Annotated in this window: 31 protein-coding genes and 1 pseudogene; 19 read left to right on the forward strand and 13 right to left on the reverse strand. The window is 58.2% G+C overall.

Translation table 11 applies throughout. The annotated features are described in order from the left end of the window. The first annotated feature begins 151 nt into the window (after positions 1–151). The 5 genes from GA0061102_RS19035 (at position 152) to GA0061102_RS19055 (ending at position 5,535) form a co-directional block, all read left to right on the forward strand. Positions 152–1,621, forward strand: a complete 1,470-nt coding sequence (locus GA0061102_RS19035) for an aromatic amino acid lyase (RefSeq protein ID WP_159432177.1) — start codon at positions 152–154, stop codon at positions 1,619–1,621. A gap of 88 nt (positions 1,622–1,709) precedes the next feature. Continuing rightward, complete coding sequence (locus tag GA0061102_RS19040) at positions 1,710–2,750, forward strand: ABC transporter substrate-binding protein (protein ID WP_092852121.1); 1,041 nt, start codon at positions 1,710–1,712, stop codon at positions 2,748–2,750. Between the two features lie 5 nt (positions 2,751–2,755). Then, positions 2,756–3,640, forward strand: coding sequence for an ABC transporter permease (locus GA0061102_RS19045; protein ID WP_208858665.1), 885 nt, complete (start codon positions 2,756–2,758; stop codon positions 3,638–3,640). A 10-nt stretch (positions 3,641–3,650) separates the two neighbouring features. Next, the gene (locus GA0061102_RS19050) at positions 3,651–4,451 is read left to right on the forward strand and encodes an ABC transporter permease (protein WP_092852218.1); all 801 of its coding nucleotides are present in this window, start codon (positions 3,651–3,653) and stop codon (positions 4,449–4,451) included. Between the two features lie 19 nt (positions 4,452–4,470). After that, a complete protein-coding gene (locus GA0061102_RS19055) occupies positions 4,471–5,535 on the forward strand; it encodes an ABC transporter ATP-binding protein (protein WP_092852123.1) in 1,065 nt (354 codons plus the stop codon). Between the two features lie 203 nt (positions 5,536–5,738). Here the strand turns inward: GA0061102_RS19055 and GA0061102_RS19060 are convergent, their stop codons facing one another. From GA0061102_RS19060 to GA0061102_RS19085, 6 genes are all read right to left on the reverse strand, one after another. Next, positions 5,739–6,560 carry an aldo/keto reductase gene (locus tag GA0061102_RS19060; RefSeq protein WP_092852125.1) on the reverse strand — a complete coding sequence of 274 codons (822 nt, stop codon included), beginning with the start codon at positions 6,558–6,560 and terminating at the stop codon, positions 5,739–5,741. 88 nt (positions 6,561–6,648) lie between these two features. Beyond that, positions 6,649–7,080, reverse strand: coding sequence for a DoxX family protein (locus GA0061102_RS19065; RefSeq protein ID WP_092852127.1), 432 nt, complete (start codon positions 7,078–7,080; stop codon positions 6,649–6,651). Between the two features lie 61 nt (positions 7,081–7,141). Beyond that, the gene (locus tag GA0061102_RS19070) at positions 7,142–7,840 is read right to left on the reverse strand and encodes a pirin family protein (RefSeq protein WP_092852129.1); all 699 of its coding nucleotides are present in this window, start codon (positions 7,838–7,840) and stop codon (positions 7,142–7,144) included. Positions 7,841–7,966: 126 nt separating this feature from the next. Beyond that, a complete protein-coding gene (locus GA0061102_RS19075) occupies positions 7,967–8,860 on the reverse strand; it encodes a LysR substrate-binding domain-containing protein (RefSeq protein WP_208858666.1) in 894 nt (297 codons plus the stop codon). A gap of 20 nt (positions 8,861–8,880) precedes the next feature. Next, complete coding sequence (locus GA0061102_RS19080; protein WP_092852133.1) at positions 8,881–9,366, reverse strand: nuclear transport factor 2 family protein; 486 nt, start codon at positions 9,364–9,366, stop codon at positions 8,881–8,883. A gap of 300 nt (positions 9,367–9,666) precedes the next feature. Continuing rightward, a complete protein-coding gene (locus GA0061102_RS19085; protein WP_092852135.1) occupies positions 9,667–10,614 on the reverse strand; it encodes a LysR family transcriptional regulator in 948 nt (315 codons plus the stop codon). 168 nt (positions 10,615–10,782) lie between these two features. On the opposite strand from GA0061102_RS19085, the gene GA0061102_RS19090 reads away from it, so the two are divergent. From GA0061102_RS19090 to GA0061102_RS19140, 11 genes and pseudogenes are all read left to right on the forward strand, one after another. Further along, positions 10,783–11,394: an FMN-dependent NADH-azoreductase gene (locus tag GA0061102_RS19090; protein ID WP_092852220.1), complete on the forward strand. Its 612-nt coding sequence runs from the start codon at positions 10,783–10,785 to the stop codon at positions 11,392–11,394. A gap of 75 nt (positions 11,395–11,469) precedes the next feature. After that, positions 11,470–12,102, forward strand: a complete 633-nt coding sequence (locus GA0061102_RS19095; RefSeq protein ID WP_245298063.1) for a YceI family protein — start codon at positions 11,470–11,472, stop codon at positions 12,100–12,102. Between the two features lie 4 nt (positions 12,103–12,106). Beyond that, positions 12,107–12,721, forward strand: a complete 615-nt coding sequence (locus tag GA0061102_RS19100) for a cytochrome b (protein ID WP_092852139.1) — start codon at positions 12,107–12,109, stop codon at positions 12,719–12,721. Next, positions 12,718–13,305: a YceI family protein gene (locus tag GA0061102_RS19105; protein ID WP_092852141.1), complete on the forward strand. Its 588-nt coding sequence runs from the start codon at positions 12,718–12,720 to the stop codon at positions 13,303–13,305. The genes GA0061102_RS19100 and GA0061102_RS19105 overlap by 4 nt, the downstream gene beginning before the upstream one ends. Before the next feature lie 80 nt (positions 13,306–13,385). Beyond that, entirely contained in the window at positions 13,386–14,258 is an 873-nt protein-coding gene (locus GA0061102_RS19110; RefSeq protein WP_092852143.1) for an NmrA/HSCARG family protein, read from the forward strand. 50 nt (positions 14,259–14,308) lie between these two features. Continuing rightward, entirely contained in the window at positions 14,309–14,839 is a 531-nt protein-coding gene (locus tag GA0061102_RS19115) for a carboxymuconolactone decarboxylase family protein (protein ID WP_092852145.1), read from the forward strand. 34 nt (positions 14,840–14,873) lie between these two features. Next, on the forward strand, positions 14,874–15,317 hold the full coding sequence (locus GA0061102_RS19120; protein WP_245298064.1) for an MFS transporter: 444 nt from the start codon (positions 14,874–14,876) through the stop codon (positions 15,315–15,317). 18 nt (positions 15,318–15,335) lie between these two features. Continuing rightward, positions 15,336–15,530, forward strand: a complete 195-nt coding sequence (locus GA0061102_RS19125; protein ID WP_425348546.1) for a 3-keto-5-aminohexanoate cleavage protein — start codon at positions 15,336–15,338, stop codon at positions 15,528–15,530. Between the two features lie 191 nt (positions 15,531–15,721). Further along, positions 15,722–17,017, forward strand: a complete 1,296-nt coding sequence (gene blh / locus GA0061102_RS19130) for a bifunctional sulfur transferase/dioxygenase Blh (protein ID WP_092852149.1) — start codon at positions 15,722–15,724, stop codon at positions 17,015–17,017. Then, positions 17,011–17,346, forward strand: coding sequence for a sulfite-sensing transcriptional repressor BigR (bigR, locus tag GA0061102_RS19135; RefSeq protein WP_092852151.1), 336 nt, complete (start codon positions 17,011–17,013; stop codon positions 17,344–17,346). The genes blh and bigR overlap by 7 nt, the downstream gene beginning before the upstream one ends. Before the next feature lie 67 nt (positions 17,347–17,413). Next, a pseudogene (locus GA0061102_RS19140) lies at positions 17,414–17,715 on the forward strand (ISL3 family transposase); the annotation flags it as partial. Between the two features lie 130 nt (positions 17,716–17,845). Here the strand turns inward: GA0061102_RS19140 and GA0061102_RS19145 are convergent. The 7 genes from GA0061102_RS19145 to GA0061102_RS19175 form a co-directional block, all read right to left on the reverse strand. Continuing rightward, the gene (locus tag GA0061102_RS19145) at positions 17,846–18,184 is read right to left on the reverse strand and encodes a cytochrome C oxidase subunit IV family protein (protein WP_092852153.1); all 339 of its coding nucleotides are present in this window, start codon (positions 18,182–18,184) and stop codon (positions 17,846–17,848) included. A gap of 10 nt (positions 18,185–18,194) precedes the next feature. Further along, positions 18,195–18,917, reverse strand: a complete 723-nt coding sequence (locus GA0061102_RS19150; protein ID WP_092852222.1) for a heme-copper oxidase subunit III family protein — start codon at positions 18,915–18,917, stop codon at positions 18,195–18,197. A gap of 12 nt (positions 18,918–18,929) precedes the next feature. Then, on the reverse strand, positions 18,930–19,634 hold the full coding sequence (locus GA0061102_RS19155) for a cytochrome c oxidase subunit 3 (RefSeq protein WP_092852155.1): 705 nt from the start codon (positions 19,632–19,634) through the stop codon (positions 18,930–18,932). After that, positions 19,631–21,409 carry a cytochrome c oxidase subunit I gene (locus GA0061102_RS19160; RefSeq protein WP_092852157.1) on the reverse strand — a complete coding sequence of 593 codons (1,779 nt, stop codon included), beginning with the start codon at positions 21,407–21,409 and terminating at the stop codon, positions 19,631–19,633. The genes GA0061102_RS19155 and GA0061102_RS19160 overlap by 4 nt, the downstream gene beginning before the upstream one ends. Before the next feature lie 56 nt (positions 21,410–21,465). After that, positions 21,466–22,281 (reverse strand): cytochrome c oxidase subunit II, encoded by an 816-nt coding sequence (locus GA0061102_RS19165; RefSeq protein ID WP_092852159.1) that lies wholly within the window; start codon positions 22,279–22,281, stop codon positions 21,466–21,468. A 233-nt stretch (positions 22,282–22,514) separates the two neighbouring features. Continuing rightward, positions 22,515–22,901: a c-type cytochrome gene (locus tag GA0061102_RS19170; protein ID WP_092852161.1), complete on the reverse strand. Its 387-nt coding sequence runs from the start codon at positions 22,899–22,901 to the stop codon at positions 22,515–22,517. Positions 22,902–23,004: 103 nt separating this feature from the next. Beyond that, entirely contained in the window at positions 23,005–23,820 is an 816-nt protein-coding gene (locus GA0061102_RS19175; protein WP_092852163.1) for a DUF2189 domain-containing protein, read from the reverse strand. 332 nt (positions 23,821–24,152) lie between these two features. Between GA0061102_RS19175 and GA0061102_RS19180 the strand changes: the two genes are divergently transcribed. The 3 genes from GA0061102_RS19180 to GA0061102_RS19190 all read left to right on the forward strand — a co-directional run bounded on the left by GA0061102_RS19180 (position 24,153) and on the right by GA0061102_RS19190 (position 26,049). Beyond that, a complete protein-coding gene (locus GA0061102_RS19180) occupies positions 24,153–24,449 on the forward strand; it encodes an adenylate cyclase (protein WP_092852165.1) in 297 nt (98 codons plus the stop codon). Between the two features lie 42 nt (positions 24,450–24,491). Beyond that, on the forward strand, positions 24,492–24,641 hold the full coding sequence (locus GA0061102_RS19185; protein ID WP_092852167.1) for a LuxR C-terminal-related transcriptional regulator: 150 nt from the start codon (positions 24,492–24,494) through the stop codon (positions 24,639–24,641). A 523-nt stretch (positions 24,642–25,164) separates the two neighbouring features. Next, complete coding sequence (locus tag GA0061102_RS19190; protein WP_092852169.1) at positions 25,165–26,049, forward strand: hypothetical protein; 885 nt, start codon at positions 25,165–25,167, stop codon at positions 26,047–26,049. The last annotated feature ends 37 nt before the right edge of the window (positions 26,050–26,086 follow it).

Here is a 26,086-nt window from a genome sequence, read left to right on the forward strand (position 1 = left end):
CCAATGAAACGGGCTGATTATGGTGTTGTTCGCAGACGTTGAATGCCCTACCCATCGACCACGATAGCGCATGAGATCAGTCTCGGCTGCGCAGAGCGGGTCGAAAGTCCCACACACATCATTTTTCGGTAGGCCAGGCGGACCGCTCCAGATGCAATCATCGCAGCAACATGTCGTCGAGATCACCGGTCAAAGCCTGAGCATCGAACAGGCTGTTTCCGTGTCCCGGCGTGGCGCCAAAGTGGCCCTAAGCTCCGATGCCATCGAACGCATGTCGCGCGGCCGCCGCATATTGGAAGAGGCGATCAGCCGCGGCGAGCGGATCTATGGCGCGACCACAAGCGTGGGTCCGAAGACCACGGCCAGCATCAGCCAGGCAAACACTGCCGAATTCAGCCGGCGTCTGCTGCGGACGCACAATGCCGGACATGGACCGGTCGCCGGCAAGGATGTGACGCGCGCTACCGTTCTGCACCTTCTCAATTCGCTGGCAAGCGGCACCACCGGCGCACGGCCGGTCCTGGCGGAACGGCTGGTGGATGCCCTGAATGCGGATCGACCGATCGCTATGCATCTCTGGGGCTCTATGGGACAGAGCGACATGTCTGCTATGGCCGATGTCGCATTGGCGCTGTTCGATGATATCGAGCTCGAGGCCGGCGAAGCCCTTGCCCTCTTGAATTCCAGCGCCATGTCGACGGCCGTCGCGGTTCTGTCCTTCGTCGATCTTCATCGCCTGCTGCAGTTTTCGACGCTGGTCGGCGCGCTCAGCATGGAAGGCTACGCCGCCAATCCTTCAATCGTTTCCGATATCGCGCTCCAGTCCCGGCCCTTTAGCGGCCTCCACCGGCATGGCGTGGCGATCCAAAAATATATCGAGGGTAGTTATATCCTTTCGCAAGGCGGTCCGAGAAATCTGCAGGACCCGCTCTGCTTTCGCTCCATGGCGCTGATCCATGGTGCGGCTGAGGACGGTCTTTCCTTTTCGAGACAACAAATCGAGCGTGAGCTGAACGCAAGCCAGGGCAACCCTGTAATATCGCTGGAGCATGGCGGTCTCGCTGCGGTAGCGAACTTCGATATGGTCACGCTCTGCATGGCGCTCGACGTGATGCGGCTTGCTTTCGCGCCGGTCGTCACCAGCTCGACCGAGCGGCTTGCGAAACTCGTCGATACGACGTGGTCCGGCCTTGCGATCGGCCTGATCGAAGAGGACGGCATTGGCGCCCCGGGCTTCAATGGCGTTGCGCTGTTCCACAAGTCGATCACATCGGAAGCGCGGCTACTGACTGCTCCCCTGGCCGGCGAGTTGGCAAGCTCGAGCCATTCCAACGGGGTCATGGATCGAGCATCGCTTGCCGCGCTCGGCGGCCGGCGCGGTCTGGAACTAGCCGATATAGGCAAGTCGATCGTTGCCATGGAGTTGATGGTCGCGGCGCAGGCCGCGGAACTTCGAGCAAGAAAGCCACTCGGCAAAGTCACCAGTCAATTATTCGCCTTTGCACGGCAAGCAATAGCCTTCGCTGCCGCAGGGGAAAGGCCGCCCAATGTGCAGCCTCTGCTGGAGCAGCTCGAACGCAACCGGGACGCTGTCGACAGCATGATTGCATCACAAAACTAGGCGGATACATCCGTGCGACCGGAGGGAGCGCACGCTCAGCAAGGTTGCGCGGGAAACGATCCGGAACGAACAAAATGAGGAGGAACTTATGTTGAAAATAGGCAGCTCCATACTGGCCGTCATGATCAGCGCCACGAGCGCTTTGGTGGCCGTTGGCCAGGCACGGTCGGAGGAAAAGTCGCTAACTTTCGTCTCCTATCAGGGCACCCTGCAGGATTCGCAGATCAAGGCCTGGCAGCAGCCCTATACGGCCAGCCAGAATGTCCAGTTCGAAAACGATTCACCGCCCGACGGCGCCAAGCTGAAGGCGATGGTCGAGGCTGGAGCCGCCTCCTGGGACGTTGTTGACCAGGGAGCCGCCTTCGCCGAGCAGAATTGCGGCAAGCTCCTTGAAAAGCTGGATTTTTCCAAGATTGACACCTCGCAGTTTCCCGAGGGTTCCGTCAGCGATTGCGGCATGCCTGTCTATTTCTTCGCCCTGACCTTCGTATACAATACCGAGAAATATAAGGATCATCCGCCGACGAAACTTGCGGATTTCTTTGATCTCAAGAATTTCCCGGGAACGCGCGTTTTGCCGCCGGATATCAGCCTCGGCACGCTGGAATACGCCCTCATGGCGGATGGCGTCGACGCCAAGAGCCTCTATCCGATCGATGTCGATCGTGCCCTCAAGAAGCTCGATACGATCAAATCATCGATCATTTTCACCAAGACGAACGGCGCGCTTCAGCAGGCGCTCGTCGATGGTCAGGCCGACATGGGCTTTGCCGTGACCGGGCGCGTGATCGCATCGGCCAAGGCCGGCGCTCCGATCGCTCCGGTTTGGGACAAGACGATCCTCGGCTGGGACGCGCTGATGATCCCGAAGGGCACGGCAAACCTGACGACGGCGATGGATTTCGTTCAGTTCGTCTCCCATCCCGATCAGAACAAGCGTTTTGCCGAGCTTGCGGGCGTCATCGCCGCAACGAACAAGGCGGCGCCGGACTATTCAGACCTGAACAAGACGTTCAATCCGCGCCTGCATGATGAGACCGGAAACAAGGTCCTGCTTTCCAACGTGAAATGGTGGGCGGCAAACCTCAATACCGTCATCGCCAAGGTTACTCCCTGGATGTCTCGATAGGCCCAATGATGGAAGCAGTTATCAACAACCGCGCCTCCGAAGGGCGGAAAACCAAAACGGCGCCAATCAACATCGCGGTCTGGCTGCTGCTTCCATCGACCGTTCTATTGCTCGGCACCTTTCTCTATCCACTGCTTTCCATCGCGATGCGAAGTTTCACCGATCCCGAGTTCGGATTGCAGAATTACGCATCGCTTCTGACCGATGACATCTCGATCGTCATTATTCTGCGTACTCTCCGTATCGCTGCGATCGTCGCAGTCGTGACGCTGATCATAGGTTTCCCCTATGCCTATACGCTGACGCTCGTCACGCCACGGATGCGCGCCGTGCTCATGACGATAGCCCTTTTGCCGTTCTGGACCTCGGCTATTGCTCGAAGCTTCGCCTGGACATTGCTGATGCAGCGCGGCGGCTTAATCGAAACGGCCTTCTCCTGGATCGGCTTGCCGGGTGTGGTGCTGGTGCGCACGTCGACCGGCGTGACGATCGCGATGGCGCAAGTCCTGTTGCCCTACATGATCCTGCCGCTCTACAGCAATATGCGCGGGATCGACCAGCGCCTGCTGGACGCGGCAGCTTCCATGGGGTCCCCGAGATGGCGAGCCTTTCTGGAAATCTATCTGCCGCTTTCGTTACCCGGCATGCTGGCTGGCCTGTCTCTCGTTTTTGTCATCTCTCTCGGTTTCTACGTCACCCCGGCAATCCTCGGCTCGCCGCAGGAGGCACTCGTTTCGCAACTGATCGCTACACGCGTCGACACATTGCTCGATTTTGGTGGGGCCGGTGCGCTTGCCGTCATCGTTCTGCTGGTCGCCGCGGCCTTGATGGCGCTGATCGGCAGGCTGAATGCTCGCCTCGATCTGCAATCCAATATGGCTGGAAAATGAGGTGAGCGCGATGTCCTTTTTCTCGACGCGCCGTGAAGGCGGACCTGGCGCCCTTTTGCGGCTAATGACCCTGCTGACGGCGATCCTGATTGTTCTGCCCACTTTCGTCGTGATCCCGGCAAGCTTCACCGCCGGAGAGACATTTCAATTCCCGCCACGGGAATGGTCCTTGCGTTGGTATGAGAATTTTTTCACGTCGCGTATGTGGCTTTCGTCTCTGCTGCAGTCGCTGCAGATTGCGTCGCTCACCGCCGTCCTTGCCACCGTTCTCGGTATCAGCACGGCCATTGGGCTCACCCGCATTCCGCGCAGGACGGGCGCGGTGTTGAGGCTCTTCTTCTCGCTCCCGCTGACCGTTCCGAGCGTGGTGATCGGAATCGCGGTGTATGCCGTATTCCTCAAATGGCATCTTGCCGGCACCTTGTCCGGCCTCGTTCTCGCGCATACGGCGCTTGCCATCCCCTTTGTGATTACGACCGTCGCCGCCAGCCTCACGGGCTATGACAACACGCTCGATCTCGCCTCATCGAGCCTGGGTGCCGGTGGCATCACGACGCTTTTGCGGATCAAGATTCCGCTGCTTGCGCCCGGCGTTATCTCAGGGTTCCTTTTCGCCTTCGTCAGTTCGTTTGACGAGTTCGTCGTCGCGCTCTTTCTGCAGACGCCAAAACTCAGGACGCTGCCGGTCCAGATGTACAACTCGATCGTTCTGGACATGGATCCCACCATATCGGCGGCCTCCAGTGTCATTGTTGTCGCCACAACGATCGTCTTCCTGCTCGTCTCGCTCAGAGCCGGCAACAAGATTTAGAAAACGCGGTTCCGCAAGAATGATGAAAAAGCACTCGATCAAAATCTCGAACGCAACCCGCTACTATCCGGGCGCCACACGGCCGGCAATCGACGATATTTCGCTGGATATCGCACCGGGCGAATTCATGACGTTTCTCGGTCCGAGTGGTTCCGGCAAGACAACCCTGCTGTCCATCATCGCCGGCTTTGTCACGCTCAACACCGGCTCGGTGGAAATCGACGGCAAGGATATCACCAATCTCAAACCGCATAAGCGCGACCTCGGCGTGGTCTTCCAGCAATATGCGCTTTTCCCGCACATGACAGTGCTCCAGAACATCGCCTATCCGCTTCGGCAAAGAGGCATCCCGAAGGCGGAGATCGAAGCGAAGGTGAGGCATGTTCTCGACCTCGTGCAGCTCGGCGATTTCGCGCATCGATTGCCCCGGCAGCTTTCGGGCGGCCAGCAGCAGCGCGTCGCGCTCGCCCGCGCCGTCGTCTACGAACCCAGGGCGCTGCTGCTCGACGAGCCGCTCGGAGCGCTCGACAAGCGCCTGCGTGACCGGCTGCAGCTCGAGATCGCCCGCATGCATCGCGAGCTCGGAATGACATTCGTTTTCGTGACGCATGATCAGGAGGAAGCCCTAACGCTGTCTGATCGTATCGCCGTTTTTAACAGCGGGAAGATCGTGCAGGTCGGAACGCCGACGGAACTGTACCGCAACCCGAATTCGCTGTTCGTTGCAAAGTTCCTTGGAGAGTCCAACATCATGGAAGGATCAAGTCGGGGAACAAATATCGTTGTTCGTCCTGAGCATGTTCATCTGAAGATGCCGGCCAATAAGTGCTGCGAAGATGAGGTTTCGAAGGCCGCAAGAATAACCGATGTCGCCTTCGCTGGCGCCCACCTCAAGGTGGGACTGGCGTTCTCTGACGGCGTCACCGGTTCATCCTTGATCACGGCTGGCAACCCATTGCATTTCCAGCGTGGCGAAGAAGTCCTCGCTGTGTGGAACAAGGCAAACCAGCACATCGTTGCGAACGAAGACCTCACCGCCGATTCCACTGATAGCCTTCGAAATCATCTTAGTGAAGTTCGGTAGGTCTATGCTGTCGCTTGACCCTTAATATGAGAACGCGGCAGTTTTGGCTCGTTTTAGCAGTTAATTTGAGAATTCCGCGACGACGACAGGAGTTCGTTGGTGTGGAGAGCCAGTGTTACCGGCAATTGCTGTAGGGACGTGCCTCGGAGCGTTGGCTTGGATCACGTCATGGCGACGATCGCAATAAGCCGTATAGGTCGACCTCAGTCCCAAGCTGGAGCAAGGCCGGGAGGATTTACAATTCGGCTTCCGGGTGTCGCTAATTTTGCGATCTCGCTCATTTCAGCGCTGGTGAGTTCGAAATCAAATACTTCCACGTTGTCGCGGATTCGATCTGCCCTCGACGACCTGGATAGGGCCACGACGCCTTGCTGTACAAGCCACCGCAGGACGATTTGCGATATGGAGCGCCCATGAGATTCAGCAATTCGCATGAGCGTCGGGTCATGAAAGACCCGCCCGACGGCCATTGCGCAATAGGCGATGATGGTCATGCCGACGCCTCTGGTTGCGGTCATCAGAAGGTCTTGATCAAGAAAAGGATGAAATTCGAACTGGTTTGCCACAAGCGGCCGGTCAGACAGTGTGACGGCCTGTGCTATCAGGGAGCGATTGAAGTTGCTGACGCCGATGTGCCGGGCTTTTCCCTGCTTCACCGTTTCGTTCAGCAGTCCGATCTGATCGGCCAGGGGAGTGGCGGCGTTCGGCCAATGCAACAAAAGCAAGTCGACATAGTCGGTGTTCAGCTTTTTCAGGCTTTCATCGACCGATTGGGCGAAGTTGTCGTTGGAATAGTTTGCGACCCAGACTTTGGTGGTAACGAAGACATCAGCGCGCCGCAAACCGGAGCGAAGGATCCCTTCTCCCACCTCCGTCTCGTTGCCATAGATCTGAGCGGTGTCTACGTGGCGGAAACCGGCGCGGAGCGCTTCACTGATGAGCTGGACAAGCGCCGTTCCGCGCATGCCATAGGTGCCGAAGCCTAGCGCCGGAATCTTGGCTTCGTTTGCGATAACATATTGCATTTGATAGCCCTCCCTCGGGGATTGATACAAATTGGCCGCAACCCCCGGGGTGGATAGGGTCGCGGCCTCTTTGCTTCGATTGCGTGGCTTAAGCGTTGAGCACCAGTTGAGGATCTGTCGCGGGAGCGGCTCCGCGCAGACGGCGATTGTCGAGGCTAAAGGCACCCGCTCCGAAGTAGGTAATCTGCAGAAGGCCGCCGGCCATCATGACGTTCTTCAGGAAGTGGATCATCTGGTTCTGGTCGGCGAAGTTGCTGTGGAAGAACACGGCTGTCGCCAATGCGAACAAGGACATGACGGCGGCAACGGGCTTGACCCGATAACCCAAGACCAGGAGCAGGCCGCCACCGAGCTCGACCGCGATCGAGCAAGCATAGGCGAGGGGCGGTATCGGCAGGCCGACCGCCTGGATCAAGGCAATCGTCGGTCCGTATGCGGCAATCTTGCCGAGGCCGCTCATCATGAAGGGAAGGCCGATCATAAGGCGACCGAGCAAGGGAAGAACGCGTGTATTGTCCATGATATATCTCCTTGATTTCGATATTGGGTGGAAGGTTCCGATAGGTTGGCGTGGCTTGTTTTCAGGCTGCATCGACGAGGATGAACTCCGCGTCTTCGGTGGCTTCAATCGTCAGATTGTTCTCGGCAATGGCTGCGATGCCATCGCCCGTCGCGACTCGCTGGCCGTTCACTGTGACGGCGCCTCGCGATGGGGCAAGATATGCATTGCGGGACGGATGGATCCGATATTCGACGACCTGTCCCGAAAGAAGCGTTGCAGCGAGGACCCGGGCGTCGGCGCCGATCGACAGTGCCTCGCCATCACCCACGATCCCGCTTGCCAGAGTGACGAGGCGGCCGGCGCGTTCGCGCTTCGGGAAACGCTTGGTACCCCAGCGCGGGGTGCCCCCGGGTCGGCGTGGGCGCAGCCAGATTTGAAAAAGCTTGAGCGGTTCGTCGCCGTCGTTGCGCTCGGCATGCGTTATTCCGGTTCCAGCGCTCATCACTTGGACGTCGCCGGCTTCCGTGCGCCCGACATTGCCCACGCTATCCTCATGGGTGACGGCACCTTCGCGAACATAGGTGATGATTTCCATGTCCGAATGCGGGTGCCGCCCGAACCCCTTGCCGGGAGCGATTTCATCGTCGTTCCAGACGATCAGGGCGCCAAGCGAATGATTGGCCGGATTGCCGTTGTGCGACACGATGAAATGGTGCCGGGCTTTCAGCCAGCCGCGGTCGCCGCCATCCAATGTGTGGCTCGGTCTGAGTTGCAGCATTTTCGTCTCCTGAAACTATGTGGTCCGTGTGGCCACCGCTTATGGAGCTAACATGCCGCGTTTCGCTGATGCTGATAATCTACCTATTTCATAACGTCTCGTTCCATCAGTGGAACGAAGAAGGCGTCAATCGACCGCTTCCTTCAACACATCGCAAACAAAGTCCACGACGGCACGCACGCCGGGAAGCATTCCGCGACGCGATGTAAAGATGATGTGCAAAATACCGTCTGTCCCCGACCAGTGCGGCAGCACGCGCGTGAGACGACCGGCGGTAAGTTCAGTTTCGCAATTGGCAGCGGGAAGAAGAGCAACGCCGATGCCCGCGCACGCGGCGGCGAGGAGCAGTTCGAAGCCTCCTGTCGCAAGCTTGGGTTCGAAGCTGACGATGTTCGAAGAACCGTCGTCGCCAGCAAGAAGGTTCCAGGTGCAGACGCCGGCGTGTTCCTGCTGGCTCAGCAGCGGTATACGCGCCAAGTCAGCGAGACTTTCCAACGGACCGTGTTGCCGGATGAAATGAGGGGAGGCGACGAGTATGCGCCGGCTCATGCCGATCTTCCTCACCTGCAGATCGGCATCCGTGTCCAGACGCTCGCGGACACGAATGGCAACATCCACCCCTTCATGCACGAGGTCGATGCGACGGTCGCTTACGGTGATCAGCATGCGCAGCTTGGGATGCTTGGCAAGGAAGGCCGGAAGCCGAGCGGCAATGAGATGCTGAAGGCCAAGCGGACAGCTCACCCGGACGAGACCACGCGGTTCCGAATGCGTGCGCAGGGCCGTCTCCTCGATGGCCTCGCTCTCGATGACGGCTGCCCGCGCATGCTCATATACTTGGCGCCCCACTTCGGTCAGGACCAAATGTCGCGTACTGCGCTCCAGCAGCCGCACGCCAAGATGATCCTCCAAGATCGTAATGCGTCTGCTCAGCCTTGATTTCGGCAGTCGGAGACTTCGTGCCGCGGCCGAGAATCCACCATTGTCGACCACGGCGGCGAAGAAACGAAGGTCGTTCAAGTCAAGCATCGATCACCGCGCTAGCTGCCGGCCAGGAGACGGCTTTCGATCCAGTCGACCATCAGCTTTCGCTGCTCGAAATACCAACGGCCATCCGCTTTTACGAAGCGATCAAGATATCGGATTGAAGCGACCATCAGGCTGCGATTGATACCATCGACCTTGACATGATGTGCGAGGCAATAGGTAACCCCTGTAGCCGAAACCGGCGTCCATGCCACGGTGCTCTGGCCGTTGAAGTGTGTCGTCGCTTCATATGCGTTCAGGGCCTCGAATACGGGCCGCAAGCCGTCGCGGCCGCGAATTTCCTGTGTCGGAGCAGAGTTTCGGCTGTCCATGAAAACGAGAAACTCGGTATCCGGCGTGAAGAGAGACATCTGGCCTTCGGCGTCCCGCCGATCGGCGCAATGGGCGTAGGCGTCGACAAGTTCGCGAATTGCAAGTCGATCGCCAATTTCCTGCTGGGTCATGTCGTCATGGTTGGATCGTTGCACGGGATGGGTCATAGGCTGGTCCTCCGCTTGGTGGTCGCTCCGGATTACCATATAGGATGTGATCTACGGTTTCTGGAAGTCTTCTTAGACATTGCTGTGCGCGACGAACCACGGAAATAGCTCGAGCGCGTTGCCCGCAAGGACTGCGCGGCCCTTCGGGCTGGCACGCTCCGAGCTCGTCTCAACTTGATGGCGGCGTGTGACCACGCACTATGTATGAGCTGCCGCTTTCGAAGTTGCGGCTCTCCAGAAAGTGCGCCGGCCGCCAATCCAGATAACCGGTGCGATCGGATCGCAGCTTCCGGCCAGCTTCTACGGTGTGACAGACATTTCCGCGGCACCTGATCTGGAGGCGTCGGAAGTGGCTATCGGTATTTCCTGGAGGCGCTCGATGAACCACCGTCCGGCAGGACCAGGAGGTGATTTCGTTTGCCAAACCGCAGACATCGGCACATTCAGACCACCGGGCGGTATATCTTCGATGGTGAGCGCCATAAGACGTCCTTCTTCCAGATCCTTACGCACTGCATGCAGCGGCATGCCACCCCATCCCAGGCCATTGAGGATGAACTGATGTTTTGCAAACAAATCGGCAAGACGCCATGTGGCCGGCGACATCACGCCGACTTCCCGACCAGCCGATAGATCCGATCTGTCGGTAAGCACGATTTGAGTGTGTTTACCGAGCACCTCCTTTGGAATCTTCCCCTTGTATGAGGCGAGTGGATGCTCGAGCGCCGCCACCATTAGAAACGAAACATTGGACAAGCGTTCGCTGGTCAGCGTGGCAGGGATGACAGGCAGAGAGCCGACGATGCCGACGCTGCACTTTCCATCCAGCACCGGTTGAATAGCGGCGCCGAGCGCCTCGACATAGATGCGCAGCGCAACACCCGGATATTGCCGCCGAAACTCCTGGGCAGCCTGGGTTATCGCATCGATGGGATAAAAGACGTCGACCACGACGGAGAGCTCGGGCTCCAGGCCCGCCGACATGCCTTTCGCTCGCGCTTTCATATTATCGACGCTGGCGACAATACCACGAGCGTCCGCCAGCAATACAACGCCCTCCGGCGTGAGCTTTGGATAGCGACCGGATCGATCAAAAAGGACGACGCCGATCTGAGCCTCGAGGTTGCCGACCAATTCACTGACGACGGATTGCGCCCGTCGAACCTTGCGCGCGGCAGCTGAGAAGCTGCCCTCGTCGACGGCAGCGATGAAGCTTCGCAGTTGATCCAGAGAGACGCCGTCCAACATCGTAAGTCACCCGATCTATCGGAATATCAGATGGATAATTCCGGAATATAACGGCTATTCAAGGATAAGCCAAGGGTGAATGATGATGACATCATGTTTGACCATCTCAAGAAACTTCTGTCACGCCAAATATCAACACCATCCGCGCAGTCCTCGGAGGGCGCCCTCATGACGATCTTACATATCGATTCCAGCATTCTTGGCGGGTATTCCGTCAGTCGTTCATTGTCCGCCGAAATTGCTGCAAAGCAGCAGGCGCTTCATCCAGGTACGAAAGTTATCTATCGCGATCTGGTCGCCGATGCGGCCCTGCATCTTTCCGACCGCCACATGGCGGTCTTCCAAGGGAGCGCCGTTACCGATCCGGCACTGGGCGCCGATCTTGCGACCGGAAGCGCCTACATAGACGATTTCTTCGCAGCCGATATCATTGTCATCGGCGTACCGATGTATAATTTCTCGATCCCCTCGCAGCTCAAGGGCTGGATCGATCGCGTCGTCGTTGCCGGCCGGACGTTCCGGTACGGTGCGAATGGCCCCGAAAGTCTGCTTCCCAAGGGCAAGAAGGTCTTCATCGCCTCGTCTCGCGGCGGGGTCTACACGGACGGCGGCCCGGCGTCAGCTCTTGAACATCACGAAACCTACCTGCGAGGCGTGCTGGCTTTCATCGGCCTTACGGACGTTACCGTCATTCGCGCCGAGGGCCTGAACCTCGGGGATGAAACCAAAGCAGCTTCGATCACCAAGGCGAAAGCCGAGATTGCCGCCCTAGTTGCCTGACCGAGACGCAATCGATCCAAGGCGTCGGGCGCACAACAAGCGCTCGATGCCCCTATCAAAATCAAAAGGTGTTCCATGCCTATGAAAATTGACTTGCCTACCACGGTGGCCGTGGTCGCTCTCCTGGCAATGACCACAACAACATTTCCTGCGGCCGCGCAGCAGATCTCATCGCCCGATCCCAAGGCGGTGAAAGCAGGAACCTATCAGATCGAGCCCTACCACACCCAGGTCAGCTTCTCGCTCTCCCATTTCGGCTTTACAAATTTCTCCGGTTTCTTGTCCGGCGCATCCGGCACCTTGAAGCTTGATCCCATGGCTGTTTCGGCGTCCAAGCTTGACGTCTCGATTCCCGTAAGCTCGATCCTGACGACGGCTCAGCCCCTGGACGATCAACTTAAGCAGGGCCAATGGTTTGACGTGGCGAAATATCCCAACGCCACTTTCACATCGACGAAGGTCACCCCAGCCGGGAAAGACGGCGCGACCATCACCGGCAACCTCACGCTTCACGGGGTCACGAAACCGGTTACGTTGAAGACCCATCTCGTAGGCTCGGGTACCGACCCGCTCAGCAAATCGTTCAACGTCGGCTTCGAGGCGGTCGGAACGATCAAGCGCGGCGATTTCGGCATCAAGCAATATCTGCCACTCGTAGGCGACGACGTCACTCTCAAGATCGCCGGCGCCTTCGTTCTTCAGCAGTAGCACCATGCGCCCGGATCGCTCCGCCCATCGCTATACACTGGTCGCCATCATCCTTCATTGGATGATGGCACTGGGGATCGCCGCGCTCGCGTTGATTGGTCTTGCGATGACGCATCTCAAGCTGGCACCGATGCAATTGTTCGAGCTTTATCAGCTCCATAAGTCGATCGGTATCACCGTCTTCCTCGCGGCTTTCCTGCGTCTCGCCTGGCGGTTGACCCATCGCCCTCCGAATTTGCCCGAGGCGATGCCCTCGGTCGAAAAGGCAGCTGCTACGGGCGGTCATCTCTTGCTCTACGCATTCCTGTTTGCCCTGCCGATCACCGGCTGGGCATTGGTCTCGGTGTCGGTGCTCAACATTCCTACGGTTCTCTACGGAGTTCTGCCATGGCCCGATCTGCCGCTGCTATCAATGCTTGACGACAAGGCGCCCGCAGAAGCTCTCGCAAAGCTCGTCCATGCCTATGGCGCATATGTCCTGATTGGCCTTGTCGCGGTCCATGCCGCGGCTGCGCTTCGCCACCACTTCATCATCCGTGATGACGTCTTGAAGCGGATGCTTCCCATTTCCCGTCCGCTGCCAGTCGCTTCACCTTCTACAAAGGAACATTCGTCATGACGCCATTCCGAATGGCGGCGGGTCGGCTCGCCGCATCTGCTCTCCTGATGACGGCATTCGTATCGACCTCTTCGGCGGCCGGCGCCCCAAGCTGGAAGCTCGATCCCGGCAAAAGCAAATTGGGCTTTTCAGGCATGCAGACCGGAGCGAAATTTCAAGGCGGCTTCAGCCGCTACGACGCGGCCATCGAATTCGATCCGGATCATCTTGAAGCCTCCCATATCACTGTCTCGATCGATCTTGCGAGCGCCACAACAAACGACAAGCAACGCGACACGGCGCTGCCGGGCAAGGATTGGTTCGACGTCCCGCAATTTCCTGCAGCGAAGTTCGAGACTAGCGCCATCCGCCGGAAGGACGCAGGCACCTATGAAGCAGTGGGTAATCTGACGCTTCGCGGCGTCACCAAGCCAATCACGCTCCCGTTCACGTTGGAAATGAACGGACCATCCGCCCACGTGACGGGGCACGCCGAGTTGGACCGCAGTGCTTTCGGCATCGGTCAGGGCTCCTGGAGCACCGACCAGTGGGTGTCCTTCGCCGTCGCCGTCGACATCGACCTCACCGCAACACGAGGGAACTGAGGCGCTGAACCACAAGGCAGCAGCGCGATCATCCCGACATCGGAACGAATATCGCTATCGCAAAGGAAAGGAGACCGGTCATGAGTGATAAACTTACTGTCGTCGTCACGGGTGCCACAGGTAAACAGGGCAGCGCTGTCGTGACAAATCTGCTTGAGCGCGGTCACAAGGTTCGCGCCGTCACGCGCAATCCCGAGTCCGCGAAGGCGCAGGGACTCGCCAAGGCAGGCGTCACGCTGGTCCGTGCCTCGCTCGAGGACACGGCCGCGCTGACGAAGGCGCTTGAGGGCGCGACCTCTCTCTTCGCGATGACAACACCATTCGAAGGCGGGCCGAAAGCCGAGACGCAACAGGGTATCTCGGCCGCGAACGCGGCCAATGCGGCAGGCGTGCACCTCGTCTTCAACTCGGCGGGTTCCGGCAATCGACAGACTGGCATCCCGCACTTCGACAGCAAGTACGAGGTCGAAAAGCACATCGGCAAGATCGGCGTACGCGCCACGATCCTGGCGCCCGTCTATTTCATGGAGAACCTCTATTTTGGCATGGAGCAGCTCGCCAAGGGTGTTTTCGCGACGCCGCTTCCGCCGACAAGGCAGCTAGCCCAAATCACCGTTGCAGACATTGGCGCCGTTGCCGTTCGCGTCCTTGAGGAGCCGGGCCGTTTCGCAGGTAAGCGCTTCGATCTCGGGGGCGACGAGCTCACGAGCAACGATGCCATTGCCATCCTGTCGCGTGTCACCGGTCGCCCATTCACCTATTTCCAGGTGCCGCTGGACGTCATTCGCCAACGCATGGGTGAGGACGGCGCCAAGATGTACGAGTGGTTCGATCGCGTTGGCTTCACCTTCGACCGCGCAGAGCTCCGCCGCGAGTTTCCGGACGTCACTTTTCACGACTTCGAGTCCTGGGCGAAGGCACAGAACTGGGACGCGCTTCTCAAAGACGCATAGGCCGTCCGTGGGGCCGATGCATTCAACAACACACGGATGAGGTGATACCAATGAGCAGAATACCTACCCATACGGTCGATGACGCTCCCGCTGCATCGCGCCCGCTCCTGCAAAAGATCGTCCAATCCACCCCGATGGGACGGCCCGCAAACCTGCACGCCCAGATGGCGCATTCTCCCGCGGTCCTGACGGCATATACCTCGCTGCGTGCGGTGCTTGCCGAGCACACTCGCTTCGACCCGAAGGTAGGTGCGGCACTGACCCTTGCTGCTGCGGCTGGGGTCGGCAACGACTATATGATCCGCATCGCAGGCCGGCTCGCCCAAATGAACGGCTGGACCGAAGCGGAGGTCGCAGCGCTACAGAGGGGCACGCCGACAAGCGACGCCAAGTGCGACACGCTGGTCGGACTCGTCAGGGAGGCGGCTGCCAATTCTGCAAACGTCCCCGACGTCACCTGGACGGCTGCCCGGCAAGCTGGCTGGAATGATGAGCAACTTGCTGACGCGTTTGCCTATCTGGGAGCGACCGTGTTCACCGCGTACTTCCTCAATTACGCGCAAACCGACATGGACATTTGACTCCATCCACTGCTCCGCGCCGCCGTCGAATCGCGTGCCGCAAACCACCGAAGTGAATGAAATGACAGGTCAAACTTTGTCGACGCTGGTTGACACACAGGAACGCCAGGCCGGCTTTTCGCGGCATCAGTTGCTCCTAATTGCATTGCTGGCGTTCACGCAGTTCGCGATCATTATGGATTTCACCATCATGTTGCCGCTCGGCGCCGCGGTTTCGGCCTACGCCTTTAGCGCGGGAATTGCGGGCATCCTTGCTGCCGGTTTTGCCGATCGTTTCGATCGTAAGCACCTGCTCCTGTTCTTCTACGTTGGCTTCGTGCTCGGAACCATGCTTTGCGCGACGGCGCAGGACTACCACGCTCTGCTGCTCGGCCGAATTTTGACGGGGCTGTTTGGCGGCGTGATCGGCTCGGTCGTGCTCGCCATTATCACCGACTTGTTCCAGGTGCATATGCGTGCCAGCTCCAATGGTTGGTGAGAAACAAGCCCGCCGGAAATGCCGCGTTTTTCCCATTGGAGAGTCCGCGCATTCGGCCGCAGCGAGGCGGCATGTGCCACCACGGGAGCGCTTCTTGGAGGGTACGTCCGTGTCGGTTTCGAGAACAATCCTTACGGCGCGGACGGAGTTTGGCGTCATCAAACGCGGATCTGGTGCGTAACGTCGAGTTCGCGCTTCGACATCTGGGGATGAACAACCAACAATAGACTGTCTCTAGTCCTGGAGCTTCACCGAGATCGTCAAGTACAGGTTCCGGGAAGCCACCCATGTCCGCGACTCGCTGCCCGCATGGGCGATAGAGGCGACCGTCCGTGAAACGCGCCTTGACATGTAAGTACTATATATTATATGAAATTGTATAATGTTGTTGTGCGGGAGGTATCATGATGGCGATCGAAGTCACTGACTGCATATGGATCGGGCCGCAATTGGACTTGAGGGAGTTTGACGAACTCAAGCGAGGCGGATTCGATACGATAATCAACGTGCGGCGCGATAACGAAGACGCTACCCAGCCGGGTAGTCAGGCGGAAGCCGAAGCGGCGAAACGCGCGGGTCTCCATTATCAGTTCATCCCCGTCGGCATGGATGCAATCACTGTCGCCGACGTTGAAGCTTTCGCCACTGCAATTGGAAAATCGAACGGAAAGGTATTTGCGCATTGCAAATCAGGCATTCGCGCGATGCTACTCCACGCTCTTGCGCTGGTGGAAGCGGGGCGGATGCAGGCCTTCGAACTGGCAGCCTTCGGCAGGAAATACGGCTTTGATCTCTCTGCCGGTGAGGCGTGGCTTGCCAGGCACAATGCGCAGCGGCCGCAGGTGAAGGGCTTCTTCGATCCCCGCAGCTCGAGCGTGCAATATGTCGTCTCCGACCCCGCGACCGGCCGTTGCGCGATCATCGATCCGGTGCTGGATTTCGATGAGAAATCCGGCGCGACGGCGACAACGAATGCCGATACCATCCTCAAATATATCGAGGACAACGAGCTGACGGTGGAATGGATCCTCGATACCCATCCGCATGCCGATCATTTCTCCGCCGCGCATTATTTGAAATCGAAGACCGGTGCACCGACAGTGATCGGCGAGAAGGTGGTCGATGTCCAAAAACTCTGGAAGGGCATCTACAACTGGCCCGCGCTGCCGGCCGACGGTTCGCAATGGGACAGGTTGTTTGCCGATGGCGAGACGTTTTCCGTCGGCTCGATCGAGGGCAGCGTGATGTTTTCGCCCGGTCATACGCTCGCCTCGATCACCTATGTGATCGGTGATGCCGCCTTCGTGCATGATACGCTCTTCCAGCCCGACAGCGGGACGGCGCGCGCCGATTTTCCCGGCGGCGATGCGCATATGCTGTGGCGCTCGATCCAGGCGATCCTGTCGCTGCCCGACGACGTCAGGCTGTTCACCGGCCACGACTATCAGCCGGGCGGCCGGGCACCGCAATGGGAGAGTACGGTTGGCGAGCAGAAGCGCCGTAACGCCCATATCGTCGATACCGACGAGGAGAAATTCGTCACCCTCCGCACCGGACGCGACAAGACGCTAGCGATGCCAAAGCTGATCCTGCATGCGCTGCAGGTCAATGTCCGCGGCGGGCGGCTACCGGAGCCTGAAGACAATGGCAGGCGCTATCTCAAGATTCCTCTCGACGCGTTGGACGGTGCGGCATGGTGAAGAGCCAGGATATCCTGGATCTGATACGGGTTGACGCCGATCCCGCGGCCTTGCACGAAAAGGCGGGCGAAGTTTCGGAACTCCTGAGAACGCTTGCGCATCCCATACGACTGATGCTCGTCTGTACGCTGGTCAAGGGCGAATATTCCGTCAGCGAACTCGAAGAGAAGCTCGACATCCACCAGCCCAGCCTATCCCAGCAACTGAGCGTGCTGCGGGAGGCGGAGATCGTCGAAACGCGCCGCGACGGCAAGCAGATCTATTACCGCCTGACGGAGGAGAAGGCGGCCAAACTGGTCGGTGCCCTCTACACTATCTTCTGTGCCTAGGCAGAGGTGAAATGATGGCCTATCTCCCATCGCTGGTCGGTGGTCTGTTGATCGGGCTCTCGGGAACCATGCGTTGCGCGACAAGGGATTCACCTATAGCGAGATTACACACCGGACCGGCTACGAACGCCGCACCATGGCCAATGGCTCACATTCAAGACGCCGCCGGATAGGCGTCGAGCGGCCTTGAATCCGACATCGCTTTGGTATTTCGAGGCGCTCCTCGCACAATGCTGGAAGGACGGAAATCGCGTCGGCCGTCATCTCTTCCATGATGTCAGACAGCGCGGATATACAGGCGGTTTCTCAAATGTGGAGAGGCTGCTTGGGGCACGGCGCAGGGCTGACGGGCCTGCAACGGATGAGCCGCAGTCCGGGCCGGTGATAATGGACTCCAGGATCACAGGGGATTTATGCATCGACGTGGCTGATCGCGAATAAGGTCAAGCTGGTCATAGTCAAAAAAGTTGCATTTCTTTTGCGCAAATAGCGCCGGCTTTTATTGACCTGTCCCGAAAAAGGCCAGTCGGGTCAGGGCTGTATAGTGCGATTCCGACACCATCAAAGCAGTGAAGACAAGCACGAGGACTGGAGGAAGCAGGATGGCGTAAATCAATGCCAGTCGCTCCCAGGCCATGTGCATAAAAATCGCAACGATCAGTCCCGCCTTCAGAACCATGAAGAGGAGGATCAAGGACCATCTGAGATAGCTCTGGATGCCGAGGTAATCGACGAGGTAGGAGAAGGTGCTAAGGACGAAAAGCAGTCCCCAGACCACCATATAGAGTCTTATCGGATGCTGTTTCTGTTGTCCGGAATGCGTCTGTTCTTGCGCCATGATGCCATCCTCACCACAAATAGAAGAATGCAAAGATGAATACCCAGACCAGGTCCACGAAGTGCCAGTAAAGCCCCGTTATCTCGACGATCTCGTAGTGGCCTTTTCGACTGGTGAAAAATCCACGTCTTTCCTCATCGAAGTCTCCCCGCCATACCTTGCGTGCCATGATCAGAAGGAACAGAACGCCGATCGAGACATGGGTGCCGTGAAAACCGGTGATCATGAAAAAGGAGGAGCCGAACTGCGCCGCACCCCACGGGTTTTCCCAGGGGCGGACTCCTTCCGTGATCAGTTTGGTCCATTCGAATGCCTGCATTCCGACGAATGTCGCGCCGAGGGCCGCCGTCGCCAACATCAGTGCGGCGGTCTTGCGGCGATCGCGGCGGTATCCGAAATTGACGGCCATGGCCATCGTGCCGCTGCTGCTGATGAGGGTGAAGGTCATAATGGCGATCAGGATCAGCGGAATCTCCTTGCCTCCGATTGTCAGGGCGAAAACCTCGCTCGGATTGGGCCATGCGACGGTGGTCGACATGCGCGCCGTCATATAGGCCAGCAGAAAACACCCGAAAATGAAGGTGTCGCTCAGGAGAAAGATCCACATCATCGCCTTGCCCCAGGAGACGTTCTTGAACGCCCGCTGGTCCGAGGACAGATCGGCCGCGACGCCGCGCAGTCCCACGGGCCGCAGAAGTGGATCAGTTGTCGGTCTTTCTATGGATTCGGTCATCATCGAAACTCCTCAGGTGACCAATTGACGGCAGAGATCGACGAAACTGTTTGCCCAGCCGGCGAAGAGCGCAAAAAGGATCAGCCAGACAACGAGCATGAAATGCCAGTAGATGGCGCAAAGATCCACGCTCAGGCAAACTCTTGCCGGCGCAAGGCCGATCCGCGCGCGGATTGCGGTCCGTCCAAGCACGAAAAGTCCGCCCAATATGTGCAGGCCATGCAGGCCGGTGATCATGTAGAAGAAGCTGTTTGATGGGTTATCCGCCAGCACATAGCCTGCTGACATCAGTTGCCGCCACGCAAGAACCTGCCCGGCAACAAAGAGAACGGCCATCGCAAACGCCAATGTAAGAGCCGTATTCAGCATGTCGCGGCGATCAAGACGGGCTTCGGTTTTCGCCCACTGCAGCGCCACGCTGCTGGCGGCGAGGGCCGCGGTATTCACCCATAGCAGCCGCGGGATTGGGATACCCCACCAGTCGGCGCCGCCCATGCGGCTGAGATAGGCGCTGATGAGCAGCGCGAACAGCGCGCCGACGACCGCAAGAAAAATACCGAGCCCGAGCTTCGCTATTGTCACCGATGATCCCCGCATCCCCGGTGCATCGCTTGCCAGACCCACTTCCAGCCAGGGTTTTGAGGTTAGTCGCTGCCTGGCCATCCACCAGGCAATGATGCTGGCGATCCCGCCCATGAAAATGAGAATGACGCTCATGACAGCGCCCTCTCGGACGGCCCGCCCGAAGCCGGCTGGTTCTGCGGCAGGAAGTCCTGGTCCGCTCCGGGAACGCTGTAATCATAGGGCCAACGATAGACGACCGGCAGCTCTTTGCCCCAATTTCCATGAACTGGCGGCGTTTGTGGCGTTTGCCATTCCAATGTCGTTGCCCGCCACGGGTTGCCGCCCGCTTGCCTGCCCCAACGAAGGCTCCAGGCGAGATTGAACAGGAACAGAATCTGAGCGGCGCCGACGACCAGCGCGGCGACGGAGATGAACATATTCAGCGTATGTGCCGACGGTGGAATGAAAGCGATTTCGCCCAGCTCGTAATAGCGGCGCGGCACGCCCATCAGGCCGAGATAGTGCATCGGGAAGAAGATGGCATAGGCACCGAGAAAGGTAATCCAGAAGTGGATATGACCCATCACCACATTCAGCATCCGACCTGTGACTTTCGGATACCAATGGTGGATCGCGCCGAAGATGACCAGGATCGGTGCGACTCCCATCACCATATGGAAATGGGCAACAACAAACATGGTATCCGAGAGCGGCACGTCGACAACGACATTGCCGAGAAAGAGGCCCGTCAATCCGCCGTTGATGAATGTAATGATGAAGGCCAGGGCAAACAGCATCGGCAATGTCAGGTGAATATCGCCCCGCCAAAGCGTCAGAACCCAATTATAGACCTTGATCGCCGTCGGGATGGCAATGATCAACGTCGTGGTCGCGAAAAAGAACCCGAAGTTCGGATTCATGCCGCTCACATACATATGGTGCGCCCATACAACGAAGCTTAGCGCTGCGATGATGACGATCGCCCAGACCATCATCCGGTAGCCGAAGATGTTTTTGCGCGCATGGGTGCTGATCAGATCCGAGACGATGCCGAAGGCGGGAAGTGCGACGATATAGACCTCCGGGTGACCGAAGAACCAGAACAGATGCTGGAACAGGATGGGGCTGCCGCCCCCTTGCTTCAGTTGCTCGCCCATCTCGACGATGGCGGGCATGAAGAAACTCGTGCCGAGCAACCGGTCAAACAGCATCATGACAGCGGCGACGAAGAGTGCCGGGAAGGCGAGCAGCGCCATGACGGTCGCAGTGAATATACCCCATACCGTCAAGGGCATTCGCATCAGCGTCATGCCGCGAGCGCGTCCCTGCAGCACGGTGACGACATAATTCAACCCACCCATCGTGAAGCCGATGATGAACAGAATCAGCGATGACAGCATCAGAATGATGCCCCAATCGCGCCCTCCCGGCGTGCCCGACAGAAGAGCCTGCGGCGGATATAGTGTCCAGCCGGCGCCCGTTGGCCCGCCAGGCGCGAAAAAGCCAAAGACCAGCACGATGACCGCGAGCAGATAGAGCCAGTAGCTCAGCATGTTCGCATAAGGGAATACCATATCACGGGCGCCGAGCATCAAGGGGATCAAATAGTTGCCAAAGCCGCCGAGGAACAGCGCCGTCAGCAGGTAGATCACCATAATCATGCCGTGCATGGTGATGAACTGATAGTAATGCTCCGCATCGATGAAGGAGAAGTAACCTGGAAATCCAAGCTGTAGGCGCATCAGCCAGGACAGTACCAGCGCCACCATCCCGATGGAGATGGCGGTTAGCGCATACTGAATGGCGATGATCTTGGCATCCTGGCTGAAGACATATCTCGTCCACCAGCTTTTCGGGTGATAAAGCTCCACATCCTCGACTTCAGCGGGCTGGATGACCTGCTCGGTGCCGGATCCAATGTCGACCATATCACATTCTCCCTATTCCCACCGATGTGGCTTTTCCCTTCAAGTACGCACGGCACTTACTTGGCCGCCGACTTTTCTGCCGACGCCAGCGGTTGCGAGAAAGTCGGCTGTTGCTGCAGCCAGGCTTGATAGGCGGTCTCGGTATCGACGACGACCGTGCCGCGCATCTGCGGATGACCGACGCCGCAAAGTTCCGAGCAGAGAACTTCGAATGTTCCTGTCCGCGTCGGCGTGAACCAATAGTAAGTGACCGTACCGGGGATCATGTCCATCTTGCCCCGGAATTCGGGCACGTAGAAATCGTGTACGACGTCGATCGAGCGCAGAAGCAATTTGACCGGCTTGCCGATGGGCAAGTGCAACTCGCCGCCTTGAACGATGACATCGTCCATTCCTGCGGGATCATTCTTGTCCAAACCGAGCGGGTTGTCCGCGGTAACATCGCGCGTGTCAGCCCGCCCGAGGCGCCCGTCCGCGCCCGGCAGCCGGAAACTCCATTGCCATTGCTGCCCGACGACTTCGACCGCGCTGGCATCGGCTGGGACCGTCACGAACTGTTTCCAAACGATTAGGCCAGGCGCTAGCATCGCAGCCACGCCGATCGCGGTTCCCCCCGCAAGCCACCATTCCAACCTCTTGTTTTCCGGCTGGTATGCCGCCTGGTTTCCGGCGCGGTGCCTGAAGCGGAGGACGCAATAAGCTATGAACAACACGACCGCCGTGAAAACGAAGCCGGTGATCCAGAACGTGATGACAATCGTGTTGTCGATATAGCTCCAATTGGAAGCGATCGGCGTCCACCACCAAGGGCTCAGCAGATGGAACGCAATCGATCCCACTACCAGTAGAACGAGAACCAATACGACAGCCATCGTCTCCTCCCTGACCGGCCGCGAACGTTTCCACAATCCCATCGCGAAACGTTTTAGTATTATCTCATGAACAAATCACACGGGCAATTGCAGCAACGGCAGGAGTTCATCCCGGCAAACCGCACGGGGCATCCCAACGCCGCAGACCGGACCAGCGGCGTCTATCATTGAACCGAACCCCAGCCGATCCGACCGGCGACACAAAGAGCATCTCGTCCACATCAGGCATCTCGCTATTTGGAGTATTGCTTCAGATAGGCGATCAGATTGGTAATCTCGGTATCGTCCTTCAGCCCGATGAAGGTCATCTTCGTGCCCTTCACCTTCGCCTTGGGGTCGTGCAAATAGTCGCGCAGCGACGTCTCGTTCCACACGAGGCCATCCTTGCCCGCCTGTTGCATGGCCGGCGAATAGGCGAAATTCGGGTGTGTTCCAGCTGTTCTGCCGAACAGGCCGTTCAGGGAAGGGCCGATCTTGTTCTGGTCCGTTTCGGCTATGTGGCAAATGGCGCATTTCTTGAAGACGGTAGCGCCTGCCGCGGCATCACCCTCCTGCGCGAGAGCGCCAAGTGGGAGAGCAATGGCGAAAAGCAGACAGACCGGAAGAAAACGGTAAGACATGGTACTCCTCATTCTCTTCATCGCTATCCGAACCAAGGCGACGGTCATCTGGCAGTTCGCAACGGCTTGGAGGATGATTCGGGGGTAAATTTCCTTTACGGATTCAAGGCGCACGGTTCGGGTAGGCGGGAACAATCAATTTTCGATACAAGTGCCAGGTCGAATGCCCGAGGATAGGCATGACGACTGCAAGGCCGGCGAAGATCGGGACCGTGCCGACGACTAGCAGCGCCGCGACGATCAATCCCCAAAGCGCAACTGGTCCCGGATTGGCAAGCGTGGCGCGTATGCTCGCATCCACTGCTGCGACTGCGCCGACATCCCGATCCAGCAGCAGCGGGAAGGTCACCAACGTCGTCGCAAGCACAATTATTGCGAAGACGAAACCGGCCAAGTTTCCCCAAAGCATAAGCGAGAGGCCTCGCTGGGTCGTCAGCACATCCGACAGAAAGGTCGAGATCGAGGTCAGACCGGCCTCGCCGAAAGTCATGGTATAGATGCGCTGTGCGACGATTAGCCAAGCGATGAAAAGCGCGAACAGCATGAAGCCCACTGCAATGATCGACGGCAGCGCCGGAGAGTGACGGATCTCCAGCGCGTGATGCCATGAGCTATCCAATCCCTGTTCACGGCGTCGACTGATTTCATAAAGGCCAAGAGCTGCGATCGGACCAATCAGCGCAAAGCCCGACATCAAGGGGTAAAGCAGCGGCAGCAGGTCAGCGCCGGAACTCCACATGACCAAAAAAATGCCCGCGATCGGATACATAAGACAGAGAAAAACGTAATGGGATGGTTTCTCTCCAAAGTCATCAAGCCCCGACCTCAGTGCATCCATAAGATCCGTGATGCCAATCTTGCGGACTTCGGGGCGCGCAAATTCGCCGCTTGCGCCCGTCATGACATGGAATACCACCATAGCATCTCTCCTCCTGCGCCGTATTCCGGCTGGCGGTGCAAAGACGCCCGGCAAGTTCTTATCTGAACGTCAAACCGCGACGGGCTTCCATAAATCTACCAAATCTTATCGCTTTTGTCGCCTATCCTTAAAATTAGAAAATTAGATAATATTCAATTTCATGTTGAGTTGGTCGGCGACTTCCAACGAGGCCATGACAGGCCGTTCACTCATTGCACCAGACGATGGTCAAAATCGTCGCGAATAAAAGCCAACCTTCGCGTGTTGTATGCAAAGGCTGGACCGCACGTCCGGCAGAGAAGCCGCATGGGCTTTAATGGTAGGAGGTTGCAATGTCCCGTATTTATCTTCCACTGATCGCGGGTGTTATTCTCGCTGTTGCTCCCGCTATGATCGCTTCTGCGGCCAACGTCCACGCAGTAACGGGGACGAAAGGTCAGCCTAGCCAAACAATTGGTACTCCTCAGACAGGGAACGTCACACCGGGCAACGCCAGAAATGCGCCGGGTTCTGCCTTCAACCCAAGCGGAAACGCAGGAACACATTATGCAGGTAACCAGCCGCAGAACTCTAAGAATCCGAAGAGTGTATCTCAGTACGACGTGGCGGGTTTCCAGCAGTCCCATTAGCCTAATTGAGCGAATCCTGCGTGGGAAAGTCATTCTTGGGTAATGGATCTGGCAGCCGGTACGGCCGGGCTGGCTGACAAACGGAACCGCAAGATCGGCTGTGAACTCGGCATCAGCGAGATTGCGGTCAAGGCTTACCGCGGCCAGGTTATGCGCAAGATGTCGGCCATTCCATCGCGGAGGTGGCCATGATGGCTGCGAGACTCGGCGTGGGTGGCCGTGCCTAGACATCGGGCGATGATGTTCTGCGGCCAGCTCAGGGATCGGTAATGTCGCCAGCCTTCTTCGGTGGTGGTATCGTCGGTGTATCCCGATGGGCCGGCGGAATCGTGCAACGAAGCCAACGCGATCCCGTAGTTCTGTGGAACGATCAATCGCGCCGGGCAATCGATGCGTCGGCGAGTTTTTGGCTCATCCGCCACAATTGGTCCGCCACATCGGGCGCCTGAATTACAGACGGTATCTCGCGATGCCTAGCGAGGACATTCACCCGCGCCCGCGGGTGCATGATCACGCCAAACAAATTGTAGGTCGACGATTCAATTCCGTCCAAGGTAGTCCGTCGTCCTATCTGCTGGCGCAGGGGACAATCAAACGATTGCAGTGAGTTGAAATGGAGTCGCTGGGGAAATAGGGTGCGTGGGACATGGCGCGGCTCGGATATCCTATTGCGAAAACGCATATTCCCATTGATTGAAACAGTAGAGACACCGGAATGGATTCGATGCGTCGTGGCGTTCTCGCGTTTTTGGGCGGTCTTATCTTGGGCAGACCGTCCTCCAGCATAGCATCGAGCAAATCTCCGGCATTTGCCAAGCCTCGTTCCAGTTATAAACCGCGTCACGTGCTTTGTTTTCTTGGCGGAGAAAATGGTCTTGCGGCGCTCCAGCAGAGCGCTCGCGCGGCCATCGGCATGTTTGGCGGCGGCTTTGTCGTTGATGAAGATTTCTCGCAGGATAAGCCTGACGATCGGATGGTACGATCCTTCAATATTTGTTGGGATCGCGTCGATCCCAATGCCTATGAGGAGACCGACGAAGATGCTGTCGCCGGGCACAGGTCGGTCCTGTACGTGCTCGGCCCGCTAATGACGGCGGAAACTGCCGTAACGACATCGGCAAAAGCCCTGATGTTCGTACAATACATGCTTGATCATGGCGCCGTCGCCGCAAAAGGGGAAAGTGCGGGTGTAGCCCACGGGGTGCGACGATGGAAGGAGCTTTCTGAGCAGGCGCGCAGTGCGGCGGACTCCCATGATTTGCTGGTACTTGCGAGGAGTTGCCGTCTCGCCTTCGCGCGCCGACCCATCGGCGACGATGCCGAGGGGATGGCGAGCGTCGGGTTTCATCTGGTTGGCTTGCCCGACGTGTTGATCCCTGTTGGTCGGAAAGATGATCGGCAACCGTCAACCAACACCGAACAGCTCAAAATCGCCGCCCTGATTGATGAGATCGCCGATCAAATGATACGGGACGGCGTCGAAGCGGCCCTGACGGATCGCCATGCCGCTCTATCCGACGACACGCGATACGAGGAGGATGAATACAAATTCAATCCGTTCGGGGTCGTGACTATGGCAAAGCCGCGGAGGTCTGAATGAAGACACGGCGCTTGTGAAGAAGCCCTGTCTCTGCAAG

This window comes from Martinezella miluonensis, assembly GCF_900094545.1.
GTDB classification, from domain to species: Bacteria; Pseudomonadota; Alphaproteobacteria; order Rhizobiales; family Rhizobiaceae; genus Rhizobium; species Rhizobium miluonense.